Here is an 18,421-nt window from a genome sequence, read left to right as displayed (position 1 = left end):
CAAAATATAACAACTATGGCTACAAATAAATCAATAAAATATATCGGGTTCATTCTACTCGCATTTTCACTGAACGCCTGTAATGAACAACGTTCGAGCTCTTCTTCCGAAACAACAACACCCGTCTGGCTCACGGAAGTCGGCAAACGGAATATTCGTGAATTGACCACCACCACGGGTACGGCAAAAGCCTCCAAAACCGCCGAGATAAAATCAGAGATTACCGGTAAATACGAACTGATGAATAATCCCAAAACCGGACGCCCCTACAAATTAGGTGACATCGTGGAAGCGGGAGCCGTCATCGTGAAACTGAACAACAAGGAACACGAGAACAGCATATCACTGCAAACCAAGAAAATGCAAGTTGATATTGCCAGAAAAGAATGGGACGGGCAAAAGGTCGTGTATGATAAAGGAGGGGCAACCGAAAAAGACGTGTTGAACGCCGAGAGCAGTTATATCCAAGCACAAACCGCACTGGAAACGGCAAATACCGAGTTGGAAAAAATAAATATCAGAGCCCCGTTTAAAGGGGTAATCGTCACTTTACCCTATTTCACACCGGGAATAGACGTTGCTTCCGGCGAAATCATCGTGGGTATGATGGACTACAGCCAGATGTATATGGAAATCGCACTTCCGGAAAATGCCATCGAAAAAGTGAAAGTGGGACAAAAAGTATTAGTTACCAACTATAATATAAAATCAGATACTTTATCCGGAACCGTATCCCAGTTATCCCCGGCAATTAACGAGGAAACCCGTACATTCTCCGGATACATCGCTATTAACAACCCGGAATTGAAATTACGTCCCGGAATGTTCGCCAAAGGCGAGATTATTACTTTGCAAAGAGACTCCGTGTTATTTATCCCGAAAGAAATCGTCAATGCCCGCCGGGGAATGCGTAACGTATTCACGGTGGAACAGAATCGTGCCGTGGAGAAATACATCAAAACAGGCATCAGCGACGACCGCTACACGGAAGTCACGGAAGGCTTGAACGAGGGTGACAAGATCGTTATCAAAGGTTACGAGTTCTTGAGAAACAGAGGCAAAGTAAAAATCATGAAATAAAACGATATGAACAGTATCACCAAATTTGCAGTAAAATACCCGGTGAGCGTGCTTATGCTCACGCTGGCGGTATGTTTACTGGGTACGATATCTTATAATAAACTGGGAACAGACCTTTTTCCCGACTTGAAAAATCCCGCCCTTTACGTGGAAGTAAAAAGCGGACAAAGACCACCGGAAGAGGTTGAAAGACAAATCACTCAAAAAGTCGAGGGTACTGCCGCACGACAGGAAGGTGTACAAAGCGTTTACAGCATCAGCAGGGTAGGATATTCCAAAATCACGGTTGAATACGGCTGGGATCAGGATATGGATGCCGCTTTTTTAGATCTGCAACGCGCAGTTTCCACCTATGCCCAACAGGACAACGTGGACGAGATTAACGTCACCCGTTATGACGCGAACGCCAGTCCGATTATGACCATCGCGCTCACGCACAACGAGATCAAAGACATGAACGAGTTACGTAAGGTCGCGGAGAATTATATGCGCAACGAACTTGTCCGCGTGGGTGGAATAGCAGATATTCAATTAAGCGGTCAGGAGCAAGCTATCGTGGAAATCTCCACGGACGCCTACATGCTGGAAGCTTTCGGGTTGACGGCAAACACCATCGCTTCCCAGATTACCGGCATGAGTCAAAACGTGTCCGGGGGAACGATTACCGACAATGACATCCGGTACATGGTAAAGGGTGCGAATCTGATCAATACCATTGAAGATATTGAAAACATCATTGTCGCTTTCAAGGAAAATACCTCTTCCACCTCCAACGCATCATCACAAGCGTCAACAGGTTCGAGTAAACCGAAAGCCCCAATCTACTTGAAAGATGTCGCCACGGTAAGTATCCGCAATCAAGAACCCGAGAATATCGCCCGTTACAACGGTGAACGTTGCTTGGGTATCAGTATATACAAGGAGAACAAGTACAACACGGTAAATGCCGTCGATAACCTGCTCGTGAAACTCGATGAATTCCAAAAAAGTTTACCGGGATACGAGTTCCACGTGATCAGCAACCAAGGTGATTTTATCGGAAGTTCTATCAATGAAGTGAAGGACTCCGCTTTGATAGGTATTCTGCTCGCAGTTATCATTCTTTATTTATTCCTGCGACGGGTGAACATGACGCTTATCGTGAGTGTATCCATTCCGATATCTATTATCGCCACGTTCAACCTGATGTACTTCAACGGGCTATCCATCAATATCATGACATTGGGGGGACTTGCCTTAGGGGCGGGTATGCTCGTGGACAACGCTATCGTGGTCATGGAGAATATCTTCCGAAACATGGAAGAGAATCACCTCTCGCCCACCGAAGCAGCGGTGCGAGGCACATCGGAAGTGGCAGGAGCAATCACGGCATCCACCTTAACCACCATTGTCGTGTTCCTCCCGATTGTTTACCTGCAAGGTGCGGCAGGTGAACTGTTTAAAGAACAGGCATGGACGGTCAGCTTCTCGCTGCTATCCTCTCTGTTCGTGTCCATCTTGTTCATTCCCATGCTCGTGTCAAAATTTCTGGGTAAAAAAGACAGAAGAAAAGGTCATGCCATCACGATAAAAGGTTTCGGTAACTTCGTGGGACGCGTATTAAAAGTAAAATATGCCGTTATTCTGGCGGCTCTCGTCCTGATGGTAATATCTTACTTGATGCTGCCTTTTATCGGGATGGAGTTCATGCCGAAAGCGGAATCCAAAGAGCTTGCCATACTCATCAATATGGAACCCGGTACCCGACTGCAAAACACGGACAATGCCGTGGCGACCATTGAAGATGCCGCACGCACGCTGGGCGGCGATGATATCGAATGGATATACACGCAAGTCGGTCCCTCCAATCTGGAAAGCACGAGCGGCGGCAAACTGGAAGAAGACAACCAAGCGCAAGTAACCGTGAAAATTAAAAAAGATTCCAAACTGGACGCTGATTATTTTATCACGAATATAAACGCGAACTACCAACTCCCCGAAGGTGTTGAAATCTCCTACGAAAAAGGAGAGTCCGCCTTACAAAGTATTCTCGGCACGGAAGGAGCCCCTCTCGTGATCGAAGTGAAGGGAGAAGAGTTGGATATATTAAACGAATTGTGTTCCTCCATAAAAGAAAAGATATCGGGCATCCCCGGACTCTATGATATCAAGACCTCTATGGAACAGGGCGCTCCCGAGGTAAACATCAAGATCGACCGGTTGAAAAGCGGTATCTACGGAATCAATGTCAAAGAAGTAAGTGATCAGGTAAGTGAAAAACTGAACGGTAAAGAAGCGGGTTCTTTCGAGAACAAGGGCGAAACTATCGATATCAGTATCAAAGTACCCGAAGTTTCTCTTTCAGAGATGGAACAAATCGAAATCACACAAGGGGACAAAAAATATCGCCTCGCTGAAATAGCGGATATCGAAATCACTTCCGCTCCGCGGGAAATCGGCAGAGTAAACCAAAGCCGCACGGGTACGGTTACGGCGATGATCGACAAAGGATACACGTTAAGCCACATCACTCCTTCCATACGCGAAAAACTATCGGAAGTAGAGTTCCCGGCAAAATACACGGCAAAGATTACCGGAGAGGAAGAAAAAAGACAAGAATCATTCGGCGGACTGGGCTTCGCCTTAGGTCTGTCCATACTGTTAGTGTATATGGTTATGGCTGCCCAGTTCGAATCTTTACGCCACCCGTTCACTATTCTGCTGACCATCCCGTTAGCCGGGGTAGGTTGCGTGTGGGCATTCCTGATTACCGGACAAACACTCAACATGATGGCATTTATCGGTATCATCATGCTTGCCGGTATTGCCGTGAACAGTTCTATTATACTCGTGGATGCAATCAACCGCCTGAAAGCGGACGGTCACCCGTTGGACGATGCTATCAAGATGGCTGCCCAACACCGCGTACGCCCGATCATCATGACCAGTGCCACCACTATTCTGGCATTGCTCCCCATGTGTTTCGGTTTCGGGGAAGGGGCTTCGCTCCGATCTCCCATGGCATTAGCGGTTATCGGGGGGCTTCTGACCTCTACCGTCATGACCTTGATCGTCATTCCATGTGTGTATTACGTTATTGATAAAAAGAAGTCATGAAGACCATTATAAAAAGACGAGTTCTCATCTCGATGTTATTCATCGGGTTGGTACTTATGGGAATCTTTTCCCAGAAGCACCTGCCCATGGAAATATTTCCCAATGCCGAATTACCGGTATTGAGTGTCAACATCAGAGCCACTTCGAATTTGGAACTCGACCCCACGTACGTTGAAAATCACGCCGCTATCCCGGTAGAAGGCGCTATCAGTTCGCTCGACGGAGTGGAAAAAATAGAAACGTACATCAGTTCGTCAGGTGTTTCAATCCGAGTTGCATTGAAACAAAATGTAGACTTGAAATACGCGTTCCTGCAACTGGAACAAAATATAAAGAGCATATCCAAGAACATTCCCGAAGAATTTACTTGTACTGTCAACAAATCCTCTGCCGGTTCGGCAAGTGACAACTTCATGCAGTTGCAAATCCTCGGGGAAGACGATATCGACTATGTCCGCAACATCGTGGATAAAGACATCACGCCCTATCTCGAAAGCGTGGACGGTATCGCGGAAGTCCGAATCGTGGGTGGCCGACAAAAAAGTATCGAAGTCATTATCGATTTGGAACGATGCAAAGCACTGAATCTCACGCCATCTATCATCAGTAGCAAGATATCTGCAAATCTGGCGGAAAAAACATTTGCCGGCTCCGTGTACGAGAACAATAAACGTTATTTCGTCAACGTGACGGCAGAATACCTTGCCACCGAAGACCTTGGAAGTATCGTTGTAGCCGAAGGACCAATTCTGCTAAAAGATATCGCGGAAATCCACTTCGGGGTGAAGGAAGAAGACTCCTATTCCCGTGTAAACGGTAAGGAGGTCGTAACCTGTAGATTATACAAATCCCCTTTGACCAACGTGATTGATTTGTCTGAAAAAGTACGGGCAGAAATCGACCGACTGAATGAAGAGATAGCCTCCAAAGGGATCAGTATCGACATTCAGGAAGATCAGGCTGAAATCATGAGTGATAATATCAACGAGATTATCAACCTTGCCATATCGGGAGCTTTTCTAGCTATTTTCGTCCTCTTCCTGTTCTTGCGCAAAATACATATCGTGTCTATTGTCGCTTTCGCAATACCGATATCCGTGTTCTCGTCCTTCTACTTCTTCTACTTGTTCGGCATCTCGATCAACACGCTTACCCTCACCGGTATCGCGCTCGCGGTGGGAATGTTACTGGACAATTCTATCGTGGTCATGGAAAATATCTATCGCCTGAAGGCCACAGGTATGCCCACGGATGAAGCCTGCGTGCAAGGAACCGAGGAAGTATGGAAAGCAGTCCTTGCCGCCACGATCACCACAATTATGGTATTCCTGCCTTTCCTTTTTGCCGATCGTTATGAGGTCAAACTTATCGGAGAACATATCGGGGTGTCCATCGTCGCCACGCTGACCATATCGCTGGTCGTGGCGTTACTGTTGATCCCCATGGCTGTCAATGCTATTTTGAAGAGGAAACCGAACGACGTTAATTTCAGCAAATTGTCTCTGCACAACCGCCTCGTGCAAATCTACATGGCAATACTGAAAATGTCCCTCCGCCGCCCGGCACAGGTTATCATCTCCGCACTCGTGGTGCTTCTCGTCACGGTAGTGCTATCCACTTCCCTGACGCTAAATACTCTTAGAGAAATTCAAACAAACACGTTCAACGTGTACATTACTCCGCCAACCGGATACACGTTACAAAAGACTGACGACATGATTCGCCTGTTCGAGGATGAATTGCTCGAGGTCAAAGAGATCAAAACATTTACGTCCGACATCAGCGAAGATAACGTGGATATTACCATCCGACTGAAAGACGATTTTGAAAAAATCAACAATAAATCTATCCCACAGCTGAAAGACGAATTAGTAAGGCTGGCAGAGAAAGTAAACATATCCAAATCCCAAATCAGCCTTCAAGCAACAGAAACCGCCGAGAGAGGTGGTGGCGGCATGTTGGGCAACGCCTCACTGCTTCGCCTGATGAATATCGGGAGCCAAAGCGAGAAGGTCATTATCAAAGGACAGGATTTCGAGGCTATGACAAATTTTGCCGAATACTTGAAATACCAATTCGAAGACCTTGACAATATTTCTTATTCCAATGTCAGCAGTCAATCGGGTAGTTCTGTGGCAAAAATGTTCTTTGACCAGTACTTGATGGGAGTCAACGACATCACTCCCGGCAACGTGGCAAATGAACTCAATAATTTCGGTCCCGAAAGCACGGCATCCACAAAATACAAAGCGGGTGACGAAGAATATGATATCATTATCCGGGACGCCACGTATGACGAAAAAGACAAGACTACACAAACCCGTACGCTTGAGGATCTGCGCAATATGCAGGTGACGAACTCCAAAAACGGACTGGTAGAATTACGTGATTTCGCCCGCATCAACCTCGGACGGGACAAAGGAAGCATCATTCGTATTAACCAAGAGAAGGAAGTCACTCTCTATTACGCTTTCAACTCGGATATCAACGAATCGAAACCTCTGCTTGAAGCGGCACGGGAAGAGATTGACGAGCTAGTGCAAGGCTTGGATGTCCCTGCCGGTATCGCCGTACAAGTCGTTCACGAGGAAAACGAAATGGATGATTTCACTTTCCTTATACTGGCCGCATTCGTCCTTATTTACATGATACTCGCTTCCGTGTTCGAATCGATATCAGCCCCTATCGTGCTGATGTTCACGATCCCGTTGGCAGCAATCGGCTCGTTATTGGCATTATTGTTCACGAGCAACCCGTTGATGAATGCCAATGTCTTTATCGGCTTTATCATCCTGATCGGTATCGTGGTAAACAACAGTATCATCCTTATAGATTATACCTCATTGCTACGCCGCACGGGCAACCGGAAGCAACGCGCTATCATAACCTCCGGCCTATCCCGCCTGCGACCTATCCTAATCACGGCAATCACGACCATCGTGGCTATGGTTCCGTTGGCTCTCGGCACGGGAGAATACGTGTCCGGACTAGGCGCCCCGTTCGCGATCACTGTAATAGGCGGATTGACTATGAGTACATTGTTGACTCTAGTTATTATCCCCACGCTCTACTCCGGTATGGAAGACGCCCTTGCCCGCCTGCACTCGCAAAGCTGGGTGATGAAAATCATACAAATCGCGGCATTCATCGTGGCACTCACTTGTGTCTATTTCTGGACATATACAGTGCTCGACCGAATACTTTATGTCATTCTGACCGTTATACTGGTACCGGGCATCACGTGGTTCCTTGAGGACAGTCTTCGCCGTGCCCAAAGCAACATCATCCCTGCCGACGAGGAACTGGAAATCAAAGTATGCAATCTCGTGAAGATATACGGTCGCCCCTCCCGTTTCGAGCGGGAATGGACTTCCGGGCTGAAAATCAGGGAACGTCTGGGCTTGAAAGAGCAATACCGGGAGTGGAAAGACCTGCAACCCCTGCTATGGTCGCTACCCATCCTCGGCTTCATGTATTACTTCACATTCAGTTATCAAGTATTATTCTTGTGGGCGGTCATCTTCGCTTTCATCACGTGGATCATGACCCTCGGCACCATGAATATCTTCCGGGAATTTTGTGAAAACCGGAACGATAAGATGATTGCCAAGCTCTTGCGCATCATCGCTATCGCCATCTATTACGCGGGACCTTTCGTTATCCTCTACTGGTCGAGCAACAAGTTCGACAATAGCGGGGGAGCTATTTTCCTCGGTATGTTCTGGTATATCGGTATTGCGGCAAGATACTTGTCCAACAAGATTAACAAGGAGAACATTAATATTGATCTGATTGACGGTCGCTTCCGTATGTTGAAGAAAACCATATTCCGTATGGCTTCCAAGGCTCCGTTCATCGGCGTGAAGAAAAAACCGTTCAAGGCGTTAAGTTCCGTTTCCATGGAAATCCATACCGGAATGTTCGGACTCCTCGGTCCCAACGGAGCGGGTAAAACCACGCTGATGCGTATCATCTGCGGTATTTTCGAGCAAAGCTACGGCAAGATATTTATCAACGGTATCGACACCCAGAAGAAACGGGAAGAGTTGCAAGGTCTGATCGGTTACCTGCCGCAGGAATTCGGAACCTACGAGAACCTCACGGCTTGGGAATTTCTCGAATATCAGGCTCTGTTGAAAGGCATCTACAACAAGCGTGTACGCCAGAACCGGATCGCCGAAGTGCTTTCCGCCGTTCACATGTACGAGAACAAGGATAAGAAAATCGGGGGATTCTCCGGTGGTATGAAACAGCGTATCGGTATCGCCCAAACGTTGCTCAACCTGCCGCGTATCCTCGTGGTAGACGAACCCACGGCGGGACTCGACCCGCGGGAAAGAATCCGCTTCCGGAACCTGCTCGTGGAACTGTCGCGTAACCGAATCGTGATTTTCTCCACCCACATTATCGAGGATATCGCCAGCTCCTGTAATCAAGTGGGCGTTATCAACAAAGGAGAACTGAAATATCACGGTACTCCTTCCGATATGGCCAACATAGCCAAGGATGTCACGTGGACATTCGAAGTACCGGTACGGGATTTTGCCAAACTCCCGTCCGACCTGCTCGTCGTTCACCACATCCGCCAAGGCGATATGATCAAAGTACGTTGCCTCAGCGAGCGCAAGCCCGCCGAGAACGCCGAACGGATACTCCCCGCGCTGGAAGACTCCTACTTGTGGCTGTTGAGAACCGTCAAAATAGAGAACAAAGAACAAATTATAACCCAATAAAACGCACCCCCAATTATGCTTCAATTTTGGATAGCGATACAGAAACTGGTACAATACAACATCAAGATCATCTTCGGGAACAAATTCCTGTACTTCATGTTGAGTGCCCTCGTGTTCTTTATCATCACCGTGGTGGTGTACCTGCTGGGCGATGACGAGATCACCCAAGCAACCGCCTACTCGATGCTGATGCTGCCGAGCATCCTGCTCGTCTTCTACCCCATGTGCTTCGGGTTACAAAATGACCAAGATGCCAAAATCGTCGAAATCATCTTCGGGATCCCTAACTACAGCTACAAAGTTTGGTTATTCCGGCTCTTGATCTCGTATGTCATCTGCTTCGTCATCACGTTGATCCTTGCATTGCTCACGGATCTCGCCATCGTGTCCATTCCCCCGATGAACCTCGCCCTGCAAGCTATGGTTCCCGCCCTCTTTATCGGTACGCTCTCCTTCATGCTGAGCACCACCATCAAGAACGGCAACGGAACCTCCGTGGTCATTATCATCATCGGGTTGATCCTCTTTATGATGAAAGAAAGCCTCGGTGCCAGCCAATGGAACATCTTCCTCAATCCATACGATGTTCCCCTCGATAAAAACCCGCAGATATTCTTCAACGCCGTTTTCCATTGCCGGATAAACATGTTGATCGCTTCTGCCCTCTTTATCATCATCGGTCTGAACAACACCCGCCACCGGGAAAAATTCATATAATAGTAATGCCGCCTCATGGGCGGCATTACTATTATTACATATCCTCCATCGAGAGTCCCCTCAATTGAATCGTGTAACCCTCCAATTCCTTACCGACAACCCTACGGAACTGCACGCTCTTTTCATTCAATTGGTTCATGTTAATTTTGGTCGCGTTACGCTTTATCTCGATAATCTCTGCTGTATTCTCCAATTCATTGACCGCCACCAGATCAATCTCGTTTTCCCCCTTCCTGTCCCAATATCCACCTATTCGGGTAAACCTTTTCTGTTCAACCAACTTTGTCCGAAAATAACGTTCCAAAATCTTTCCGCTAAACACGGGATAATCCCGCTCGATCACCTCCCTCAACTGACCATAAGCACCGATTTCTATCATATAACTGTATTTATACACGAACCGGAACCAAAATGTCAAAAAGTTATCCTCTAGCGTATAGCGCACATTCTTGGTTTCCACTTTAGAAAAAATAGGAGTAACCTTAGATATCAACCCGTAATCCCCTTCCAACTTCGTCAAATATCCTCCCACCTCGCGGTTCACCACCGCTTCTATCTTCGCTCTCGTGTTTTCCCCCCTCGCGATAGCCGAAAGAATAGTAAAATAATTCGTGTACTCTTTCCCGAACTCCTCCACGAGCATATTTTTCCCTTCGGGTATAAAAGTCGAATCCTCCCTCACGATGTAATCAAGCATCGCCTCCACGGTACACGCACCGGCATCCATCAACAATTGCACATACTTCGCCACTCCACCCGTGAACGCGTACAAAGCCAATAAATCCTCCGTCGTGTACTCCGGATTATGTTCCGCGAGAATTTCCTTCAACACGGAAGTTTCAAAAGGACGCACCATCAACATCCCGGTAGAACGCCCGAAAAGAGGCTCTTTCGAATTCTCGAATATCTTATGCATCAAGGAATACACCGATCCACTCAATAACAAATTTATCTTGCTCTCGTCCTTATTCAAATCCCAATGCCGTTGCATATCACTATAAACCGAAGGGGCAATATTATAGAACTCTTGAAACTCATCAATGATAAGATTAAACGCCCGTTCCTTCGATAACTCCATCAGAAAACCGAACAACTTCCCAAAACTACTTATTTCCCCCAAAAGCGGAATTCCCAATTTGTCCTTAATTTCCTGTTGAAAATCCTGACACAAGTAATTCTCTGCCTTACGTGCCACGAAAAAATACAATGTCGGTTGCCCTTCCGTCGCCCTCAACAACAATTGTGTCTTACCGATACGCCTACGCCCCATAACTACCGTCATCCGCGCGTTCCGGGTTGAACGTTCCCGTATATCCCGCAATCTCTCGATCTCTTTTTCTCTATTATAGAATCTCATTTCAATTCGTGTTTAATTCGAAACCTTCAGTTCCGAAACAGCCATTTCGGAAACAGTCATTTCTATAATGCGAATATAGCATAAAAAACACTTCTCTCCAAAAATTGGAAAACACGTCCAAAATTTCTATATTTGCTTAAACACAAAACAGCGTTTGTTATGCGAGAATTTCGTCAACCCTTTTGGCAATCCGACACTTCAAGAACCATGCTCAAACTTTGTATTTATATATCCATAGGTTTAGTAGGCCTTATCACGCATCAAGTTTACAGTGATTCTTTTGAATTCAATCCCCTCGTGTTAATCCCAATCTTCATGTGGCTCTCTATATATCCGGTTATCTTCACCCAGTATTTCTACCTCACCTTCACGGACGACCAATTCCTCCTCCGAAACAGCATCTACACCCGCTGGCAGCGCACATACAACTACAACGACATTATCAAAGTCAAACTCTTCGGAGGTCGAGGTCTTTATTGTGGTCCCTACATCCAAGTCTTCACGAAAACCAACCCCAAGCACGCCTGGAGCTACGTCATCGAACTCGTAGCGGCAAAAGACTTTCCCGATCTACTCGACACCTTCAAAGAAAAGAATATCCCCGTGGAAACCGACCAAGGTTTCGATTACCTCGTGGACAGAAACTTCACCCGGTTCTAATCCATTTCTCCCAAATATTGCACAACAAATCTGCAAAATTCCCATAATTTTCAATACAAAATCAACGGATAGTTTTAATGGAAAACTAACCTCATCCAAATGGGGAAAGATTACTAAATGTTCTCCCGATACCGCATTGCGTGATATACAAGATTTGATAAATAAAGATGTATTACGCAAAACGGATGAAGGGGGACGAAGCACGAACTATGAACTCGTGTTATAATTTTAAAGTTGCTCACGGGGCTTCATTGCCATAGCGCGGAGATTAAATGCCATATTTGCCGCAATATATGCGGCAAATATCTTTACAAATTGTGTATTCCCGAATATGTACAATAACAAACGTAACTCGCAACCTTCACGCAACCTTTTTCCTCGAAATATTACCCTACAATTATTTACTTCGCGGTAAAACGATTTATACCATGAAACTAAAATATATCTATACCTACATCATTTTTCTAGCCACACTCTCTTGCCAAACCCGCAACGAGGCATTAGAAACAGCCTTACAACTAGCAGGCGAAAACAGAAGCGAACTCGAGAAAGTCCTTGACCACTACTCGCTTAACCCCGCCGATTCCTTGAAACTACAAGCCGCCGAATTCCTCATCGCCAACATGCCCGGGCACTACACGCTGCAAGGTGACCTCATCAACGCATACCGGGCAAAGATAGATGCCGACACCATGGGATGCTACCTTCTCCGCAAATCGCTGGACATATCATTCTGTGAAATTGATTGGCTTAGAAAAAGTTCCTACCACGAAGAAGACGTGGAACATATCAAGGCAGATTTCCTCATCCGCCACATCGACTTATCTTTCGAGAAACTACACCAGTACAGCTGGTTAAAAGACATCCCTTTTGACATATTCCTAGAATACATTCTTCCTTACCGCTTCGCGAATGAACGCCTCGATTTATGGCGTGATTCCCTGGATATCGCGCCCCAGGCATTAGAAGACCTATTTTTCCTAGACAATACAAAATACATCATGCCAAAAATCATTAATGACATTCCTTTATCAAAACCGATAACAAAAAACAATCCCCAAATACTCTCTGAGCTACACCTTCAAAACATTTTAAGGGAATGTACTCATTGCGCCATAGCAGACAATCTTACACACCGTATTGCAAGCATTCCTTCCTGTATCGAATTCATCCCCCGCTATGCCAATCGCAACGGTTTTCACCAGTGGTGCAAAATAGTATCTTCCGAATCAAAAAACACGGCAGTCATGGGAGTAAACAACCAGGCAGCCAAAGTATATCAAAAAACCTATTCACGCGACCGAGTTGTCACCCCTGCGAAAGGCGAATACATCCCCGACTTCTTTCTTAATCCTTTCTATAAAGATGTTAGCGACCACTACGTGTACACTGCCGATGTCATTACCTCCGCGCAGAAAAAACTACCCGCATCCTCACGACACGCCTACCTGTGTGTCTTCAACAACCTCGAGTGGCAACCCGTTGACATCACGACCCATCAGCAATCAGCCGTCAAATTCAAGAATATCGGCAAAAACCACCTTTACCTGGTAACGTATTATCAAAAGAAAAAAATGCGCCCCATGCACTTTCCTTTCATCTTAAACTTGAAAGGAGAAATCAAGTATCTTGTACCGGACACTTGCACCCGACAAAAAATAACAATCAAAAGAAAATATCCTTTTAACGACTTGCTACACGCATTCAACAAATACCTACAACATCTCGTGATAGAAGCTTCCAACGATCCGAACTTCCTCACCCCCGACACGATAATATCCCAGTTTGACACCTCCCCTGTAACCTATGCACAAGGATATAACAAAACAGACAAGCGATTCAGATATTGGCGAGTATCGAATACCACCACTCACCCTGTATACATGGCAGAACTATCCTTTCTTGACAAAGCAGGCAAGCCATTAAAGGGAAAAACCTCCCCCTCGGATTCTTTGATTCTTGACAATGACCCTCTAACTAATATCACTCTCGACCCCATGAAAAAAATCATTATCGATTTTGACACTTCAGTCCATGCTGCAAAAATCGTGTGCCTTCCTAGAAGTGACGGCAACGGAATTTACCCGGGAAACGACTACGAGCTGTTCTATCATGACTTGAACGGTTGGCAATCACTAGGACGACAAATAGCCCCCGATTATTACCTCGAGTATCACGATGTCCCCCGGGGGGCTTTACTTTGGCTTCATAACCACACGACAGGCATTGAAGAAAGAATATTCACCCACGAAAACAAAGAAATTCGATTTTGGTAAACAAGGAAGTGAACAGCAAATACCGTACCCGATTTCTTGAAAGGACGACGAAATGTTTTCATAACCCAACTTCTATTTTACCCACTCATCAAGATGGACTGTTTCAACCAAAATTCCCTTACCCCGAACTATATTTACAATCTCTTGATAATCACTCGGGGCTACTAAATCGATAAAATAACGCCTAGATTTCCCTTTTTCCGTGAAAACCTGAATGTAATGATTTGACATCCCACCCAACCACACGAGCGTTACTTTCACAATATCTTCATAAAAATACTCGCCTTTCCAAAAAAAGAAGACTCCATTTTGAACAACTAGCCTATCATCATATAATATCACGTAAAAAAAAGAGTATGGATGAAAGCACAATAAAAATATCAACACGAAAATAACACCCATGTACATTTCCCATGGATAACCCATTGAACAAAAAATAGGAAAACCTAATAACAAAACAAAAACAAAACCCCATTTCGATGCTCGAATTTCTTCCGATTTCCAAAAAGAACGACGAAATATTTTCATACGACAAATTCTTTTCAAGATAAATACGCTTCAAGCCCTTCCGTTTCTACGGCAATCCCTTTAGCTTTAATCATCTCCACAAGTTCTCTGTAATCTTTAGGTGCAACAACATCTATACAATATCGTTTCACTTTTACCTCGTCCTTCTTAGTGAAAACTTGCATGTATATATTATTACCCCGTTTTATTTTGACCCGTGCAATATCCCCGTACAAGTATCCCTTTTGCATGAAAGAGTACACCCCGTTCTTGATAATCAATTTATCCGCTGATAATATCACGTAAAAATGTCGGGTAAAATAAATCGGGAATAACAAGTAAAAAAAACAAATACTTCCCAAACACGCCCAAACCGATTGCGTGGTAATAAAAACAAATGGAGCAAGGATCATTGTCACTATAAAAGTGAGCATAAAATTTACTTTAAATAAACTCGTGTTCCACAAAGATTGACGAAATGTTTTCATAATTCAATTTTTATCATTTAGATTTATCTTCATCATTAAAAATACTGGCATAGACATCTATTCCTTCGGTTTCCACCGTGACACCTTTAGCCTCGATATCCTTTACTATAGCCTCGTAATCTTGAGGATCAACGAGATCTATCGTGTAACGCCATGATATCCCGGAAGACTTTCTCGTGATTATTTTCATGTATGGATACGTTCGATCTTGCCACCACTTTATTTTCACTTTTACAATATCGACATATCGTACCTCTTTCCTCCAGAATGAATAAACTCCATTTTGCACTATCAACTTATCATCCCGCAAGACAACATAGTAAAGCCTTGAGATATAAAGTTGTACTAATATAAACACAAATACAATCGAGGCTAATATGCCTCGAATAGTAAATCCAACAGTACAGGCTGCAAATCCCCACAACAAAACAAATGTTATCAAGGCAAATTTAACATCAAATGCTGTACCCGATTTCTTGAAGGGACGACGAAATATCTTCATACTTAAAATGCATCTATACCTTTTGTCCTAACATCTATATCTTTTTCTCTCAAAAAAGCAACTAACTCTGGTAAATCTTTACGACTTACACGATCCAAATAATAACGCCAAGCCAGTTTGGCTTTACTGGTTATGATTTGTATATAAGGTATTGAATTTCCTCCATGATCAACAATATTTACTCTCGTTATATCCTTGAAATACACTTTCTTCTTCCAAAATGGGAAAATAGTATTTTTCACAAACAAAACATCATCAAGTAAAATAACATAGAATTCTAAAAACAAAACCATGCAAAAAGGAAATAAATAGACTATAAATAATATTTTCACCATTTCCAAATACGAAAGACCTTCTACAATACCTGACGAAACAACTAATAATATTAAAAAAAACAATCCTATAACAACAGGAAGCCCAAAAGCAGTTTTCCAAAAAGAACAACGAAATATTTTCATAACAATTCATTCCTCATTTAGATTTATCTTCATCTTTAAAAATACGGGCATAGACATCTATCCCTTGGGTTTCCACCGTAATACCTTTTGCCTCGACATCCTTTACTATAGCCTCGTAATCTTGAGGATCAACGAGGTCTATCGTGTAGCGCCATGATATCCCAGAAGGCTTTCTTGTGATTATTTTCATGTATGGATACGATTTATCCCCGTGCCACTTTATTCTTACTTTTGCAATATCTATATATCGTACTTCTTTCCTCCAGAATAAATAAACTCTATTTTGAATAATTAATGTCGTATCGGTTAAAATAATATAGTATAATTGTGATATAAAAATATGCATCACGCAAAAGCAAACTACAACTAAAAACAGAAAGCCTAGTATTGTAAATTCAGTATTAGGCAGAACAACTAGTCCCAATAAAACAAAAATTACAGTAAAAAATTTAACTTCAAAAACGGTATTAGATTTGCTAAATGGACGACGAAATATTTTCATAACAAATGAATTAGATTTTTTGTTTCAACATCTACCCCTTTTTCTTCAAGCATCGGTATTAATTGACGATAATCCTTTGTATCGACAAAATCTAGAACATATTTCCGATTATGCCTTATTTTATCTTGAACAATTACTTGAATATAACAGAAACCTATAACACCAGGCTGCTCTATATGCACTTTTTTTATATCACAATAATAGAATTCTTTATACCAAAAAGGAAAGAATACATTTTTTATAAGCAACTTATCATCTGTTAGTATGAGATAAAAACACCGCATAATAATTCCAACAAATCCAACAATACAAATAACAATTATATATATACATTCCACCAAAGACATTTCTACATCATAAAGCAGATATCCGCCTAATAACAAAAGAAATACATATCCTGGCAAAAGACCAAATTTAAATGTACAAGTTTTCCAAAAAGGACGACGAAATGTTTTCATGGTTCCGCAATATTAAAATAACCTCATATTTCACAGGTTTTTAGTTTACTTTTTTATTTACATTTTTGAACAAATTGATGTAATCTGTAAGTCCTTTGGTTTCAACAGCTACACCTTCCGCTTTAATCGCCTCGATTAAAGCAGAATAACTTTGAAAATTGATTAAATTAATCACATAACGCCATGAACCCGTTTTATTCTTCTTGGTTACAATCTGCATATAAGGATATGATAGTTTCCCTGCATAAACAATCTTAACTTTTTTTATATCATCAAAAAAAACTTCTTTTTTCCAAAATGTATAAACACCATTTTTTATAATTAATTTCTCAGGTGTCAAAACAACATAAAAACATTGTACTATCAATAAATGCAAACAAACTATTATAAATACGAGCAAAAACCAAAAAGCAGGAGAGTTAAATTCACCTCCAAGAAGAGCTGGAACCATGAATATTATAAAGAATATTATGAAATACCTAAACTCACTTGCCGTAAGAGTTTTTCTAAATGGACTTCGAAATATTTTCATACGACAAATTCTTTTCAAGATAAATACGCTTCAAGCCCTTCCGTTTCTACGGCAAGCCCTTTAGCTTTAATCATCTCCACAAGTTCCTTGTAATCTTTAGGGGCAACAACATCTATACAATATCGTTTCACTTCTACCTCGTCCTTCTTAGTGAAAACTTGCATGTATATATTATTAGTCTGTTTTATTTTAACCCGTGCAATATCTCCATACAAGTATTCCTTTTGCATAGAAGAGTATACACCGTTCTTGATAATCAATTTGTCCGCTGATAATATCACGTAAAAATGTCGGGTAAAATAAATCGGGAATAACAAGTAAAACACCCAAATACTTCCCAAACACGCCCAAACCGATTGCGTGATAACAAGAACAAATGGAGCGAGTAATATCGTTATTATAACTGTACATGTAAGATTCTTTCTGATTAAACTCGTGTTCCACAAAGATTGACGAAATATTTGTACATCTGTGTCAGAATAACGACAAATTACCTCAGCCTTACGCCAATTCCTATGAGGATAGCGAATATCAAGATTTGCCTCCACCACAATACCCTTTGCCCTAAGCATATCAATAAGTTCATCATAATCACAAGGAGCCACTAAATCAATAATATAAGACCACCTAAATTTCTTTTGTTCTTGCGTGTAAACTTTCATATAAACCTTTTTACTCGGCATAATCTCAACTTTCACGATATCTTTATAAAAATATTCCTTATGCCAAAAAGTATAAATACTATTTTTTATTATCAACTGTTGCTCTGTCAATATCACGTAAAAATATTGAGTAAAAAATATAGGCAAACATATTAAACTCCAAATTGTAAAAAACGTTACACTCCCCCATATGGAACGAGTTGTTCCATAAATTAAAGAAATCGCAAAAATATTTACGATTATCATCATAGGTATATCTAACCTTGACGTTGATGCTTTCCCAAAAGGACGACGAAATATTTTCATAATCAAAAATATTAGAATATAACTAACTTCAAAAATAATAAATGTAAAAAAAACATCCCAAATAATACAAATATTTACCCAATAATA

Annotated in this window: 15 protein-coding genes; 6 read left to right on the top strand and 9 right to left on the bottom strand. The window is 42.7% G+C overall.

Annotated elements, in window-relative coordinates; translation table 11 throughout:
• Window positions 1–15: 15 nt before the first annotated feature.
• The 4 genes from ACK8P8_RS16445 to ACK8P8_RS16430 are packed head-to-tail and all read left to right on the top strand — an operon-like array spanning window position 16 to window position 9,626.
• Window positions 16–1,080, top strand: a complete 1,065-nt coding sequence (locus ACK8P8_RS16445) for an efflux RND transporter periplasmic adaptor subunit (protein WP_369859599.1) — start codon at window positions 16–18, stop codon at window positions 1,078–1,080.
• A gap of 6 nt (window positions 1,081–1,086) precedes the next feature.
• Window positions 1,087–4,176, top strand: coding sequence for an efflux RND transporter permease subunit (locus ACK8P8_RS16440; RefSeq protein ID WP_186974781.1), 3,090 nt, complete (start codon window positions 1,087–1,089; stop codon window positions 4,174–4,176).
• A complete protein-coding gene (locus ACK8P8_RS16435; RefSeq protein ID WP_369859598.1) occupies window positions 4,173–8,909 on the top strand; it encodes an efflux RND transporter permease subunit in 4,737 nt (1,578 codons plus the stop codon). The genes ACK8P8_RS16440 and ACK8P8_RS16435 overlap by 4 nt, the downstream gene beginning before the upstream one ends.
• A gap of 15 nt (window positions 8,910–8,924) precedes the next feature.
• Window positions 8,925–9,626 (top strand): hypothetical protein, encoded by a 702-nt coding sequence (locus ACK8P8_RS16430; RefSeq protein ID WP_099291202.1) that lies wholly within the window; start codon window positions 8,925–8,927, stop codon window positions 9,624–9,626.
• A gap of 34 nt (window positions 9,627–9,660) precedes the next feature.
• Here the strand turns inward: ACK8P8_RS16430 and ACK8P8_RS16425 are convergent, their stop codons facing one another.
• On the bottom strand, window positions 9,661–10,983 hold the full coding sequence (locus tag ACK8P8_RS16425) for an ATP-binding protein (RefSeq protein ID WP_369859597.1): 1,323 nt from the start codon (window positions 10,981–10,983) through the stop codon (window positions 9,661–9,663).
• Between the two features lie 159 nt (window positions 10,984–11,142).
• Here ACK8P8_RS16425 and ACK8P8_RS16420 point away from each other — a divergent pair, with 159 nt between their 5' ends.
• Both ACK8P8_RS16420 and ACK8P8_RS16415 read left to right on the top strand, forming a co-directional pair.
• A complete protein-coding gene (locus ACK8P8_RS16420) occupies window positions 11,143–11,643 on the top strand; it encodes a hypothetical protein (protein WP_369859596.1) in 501 nt (166 codons plus the stop codon).
• A gap of 428 nt (window positions 11,644–12,071) precedes the next feature.
• A complete protein-coding gene (locus tag ACK8P8_RS16415; protein WP_292264758.1) occupies window positions 12,072–13,919 on the top strand; it encodes a hypothetical protein in 1,848 nt (615 codons plus the stop codon).
• A 72-nt stretch (window positions 13,920–13,991) separates the two neighbouring features.
• On the opposite strand, the gene ACK8P8_RS16410 is transcribed toward ACK8P8_RS16415, so the two are convergent.
• From ACK8P8_RS16410 to ACK8P8_RS16375, 8 genes are all read right to left on the bottom strand, one after another.
• On the bottom strand, window positions 13,992–14,447 hold the full coding sequence (locus ACK8P8_RS16410; RefSeq protein ID WP_099291206.1) for a hypothetical protein: 456 nt from the start codon (window positions 14,445–14,447) through the stop codon (window positions 13,992–13,994).
• 14 nt (window positions 14,448–14,461) lie between these two features.
• The gene (locus tag ACK8P8_RS16405) at window positions 14,462–14,914 is read right to left on the bottom strand and encodes a hypothetical protein (RefSeq protein ID WP_369859595.1); all 453 of its coding nucleotides are present in this window, start codon (window positions 14,912–14,914) and stop codon (window positions 14,462–14,464) included.
• 13 nt (window positions 14,915–14,927) lie between these two features.
• Window positions 14,928–15,416, bottom strand: a complete 489-nt coding sequence (locus ACK8P8_RS16400) for a hypothetical protein (protein WP_369859594.1) — start codon at window positions 15,414–15,416, stop codon at window positions 14,928–14,930.
• Between the two features lie 2 nt (window positions 15,417–15,418).
• On the bottom strand, window positions 15,419–15,874 hold the full coding sequence (locus tag ACK8P8_RS16395; RefSeq protein WP_369859593.1) for a hypothetical protein: 456 nt from the start codon (window positions 15,872–15,874) through the stop codon (window positions 15,419–15,421).
• A 13-nt stretch (window positions 15,875–15,887) separates the two neighbouring features.
• Window positions 15,888–16,064, bottom strand: a complete 177-nt coding sequence (locus ACK8P8_RS16390) for a hypothetical protein (protein ID WP_176554975.1) — start codon at window positions 16,062–16,064, stop codon at window positions 15,888–15,890.
• A 308-nt stretch (window positions 16,065–16,372) separates the two neighbouring features.
• A complete protein-coding gene (locus ACK8P8_RS16385; RefSeq protein WP_292264766.1) occupies window positions 16,373–16,834 on the bottom strand; it encodes a hypothetical protein in 462 nt (153 codons plus the stop codon).
• Window positions 16,835–16,874: 40 nt separating this feature from the next.
• Window positions 16,875–17,366 (bottom strand): hypothetical protein, encoded by a 492-nt coding sequence (locus ACK8P8_RS16380; protein ID WP_369859592.1) that lies wholly within the window; start codon window positions 17,364–17,366, stop codon window positions 16,875–16,877.
• Window positions 17,367–17,380: 14 nt separating this feature from the next.
• Complete coding sequence (locus ACK8P8_RS16375; RefSeq protein ID WP_369859591.1) at window positions 17,381–18,334, bottom strand: hypothetical protein; 954 nt, start codon at window positions 18,332–18,334, stop codon at window positions 17,381–17,383.
• Between the last annotated feature and the right edge of the window lie 87 nt (window positions 18,335–18,421).

It is taken from the genome of Butyricimonas muris (assembly GCF_046365375.1).
Lineage (GTDB): Bacteria > Bacteroidota > Bacteroidia > Bacteroidales > Marinifilaceae > Butyricimonas > Butyricimonas muris.
The sequence above is the reverse complement of the archived record's forward strand: the minus strand, read 5'-3'. Positions and strand labels throughout refer to the sequence as shown.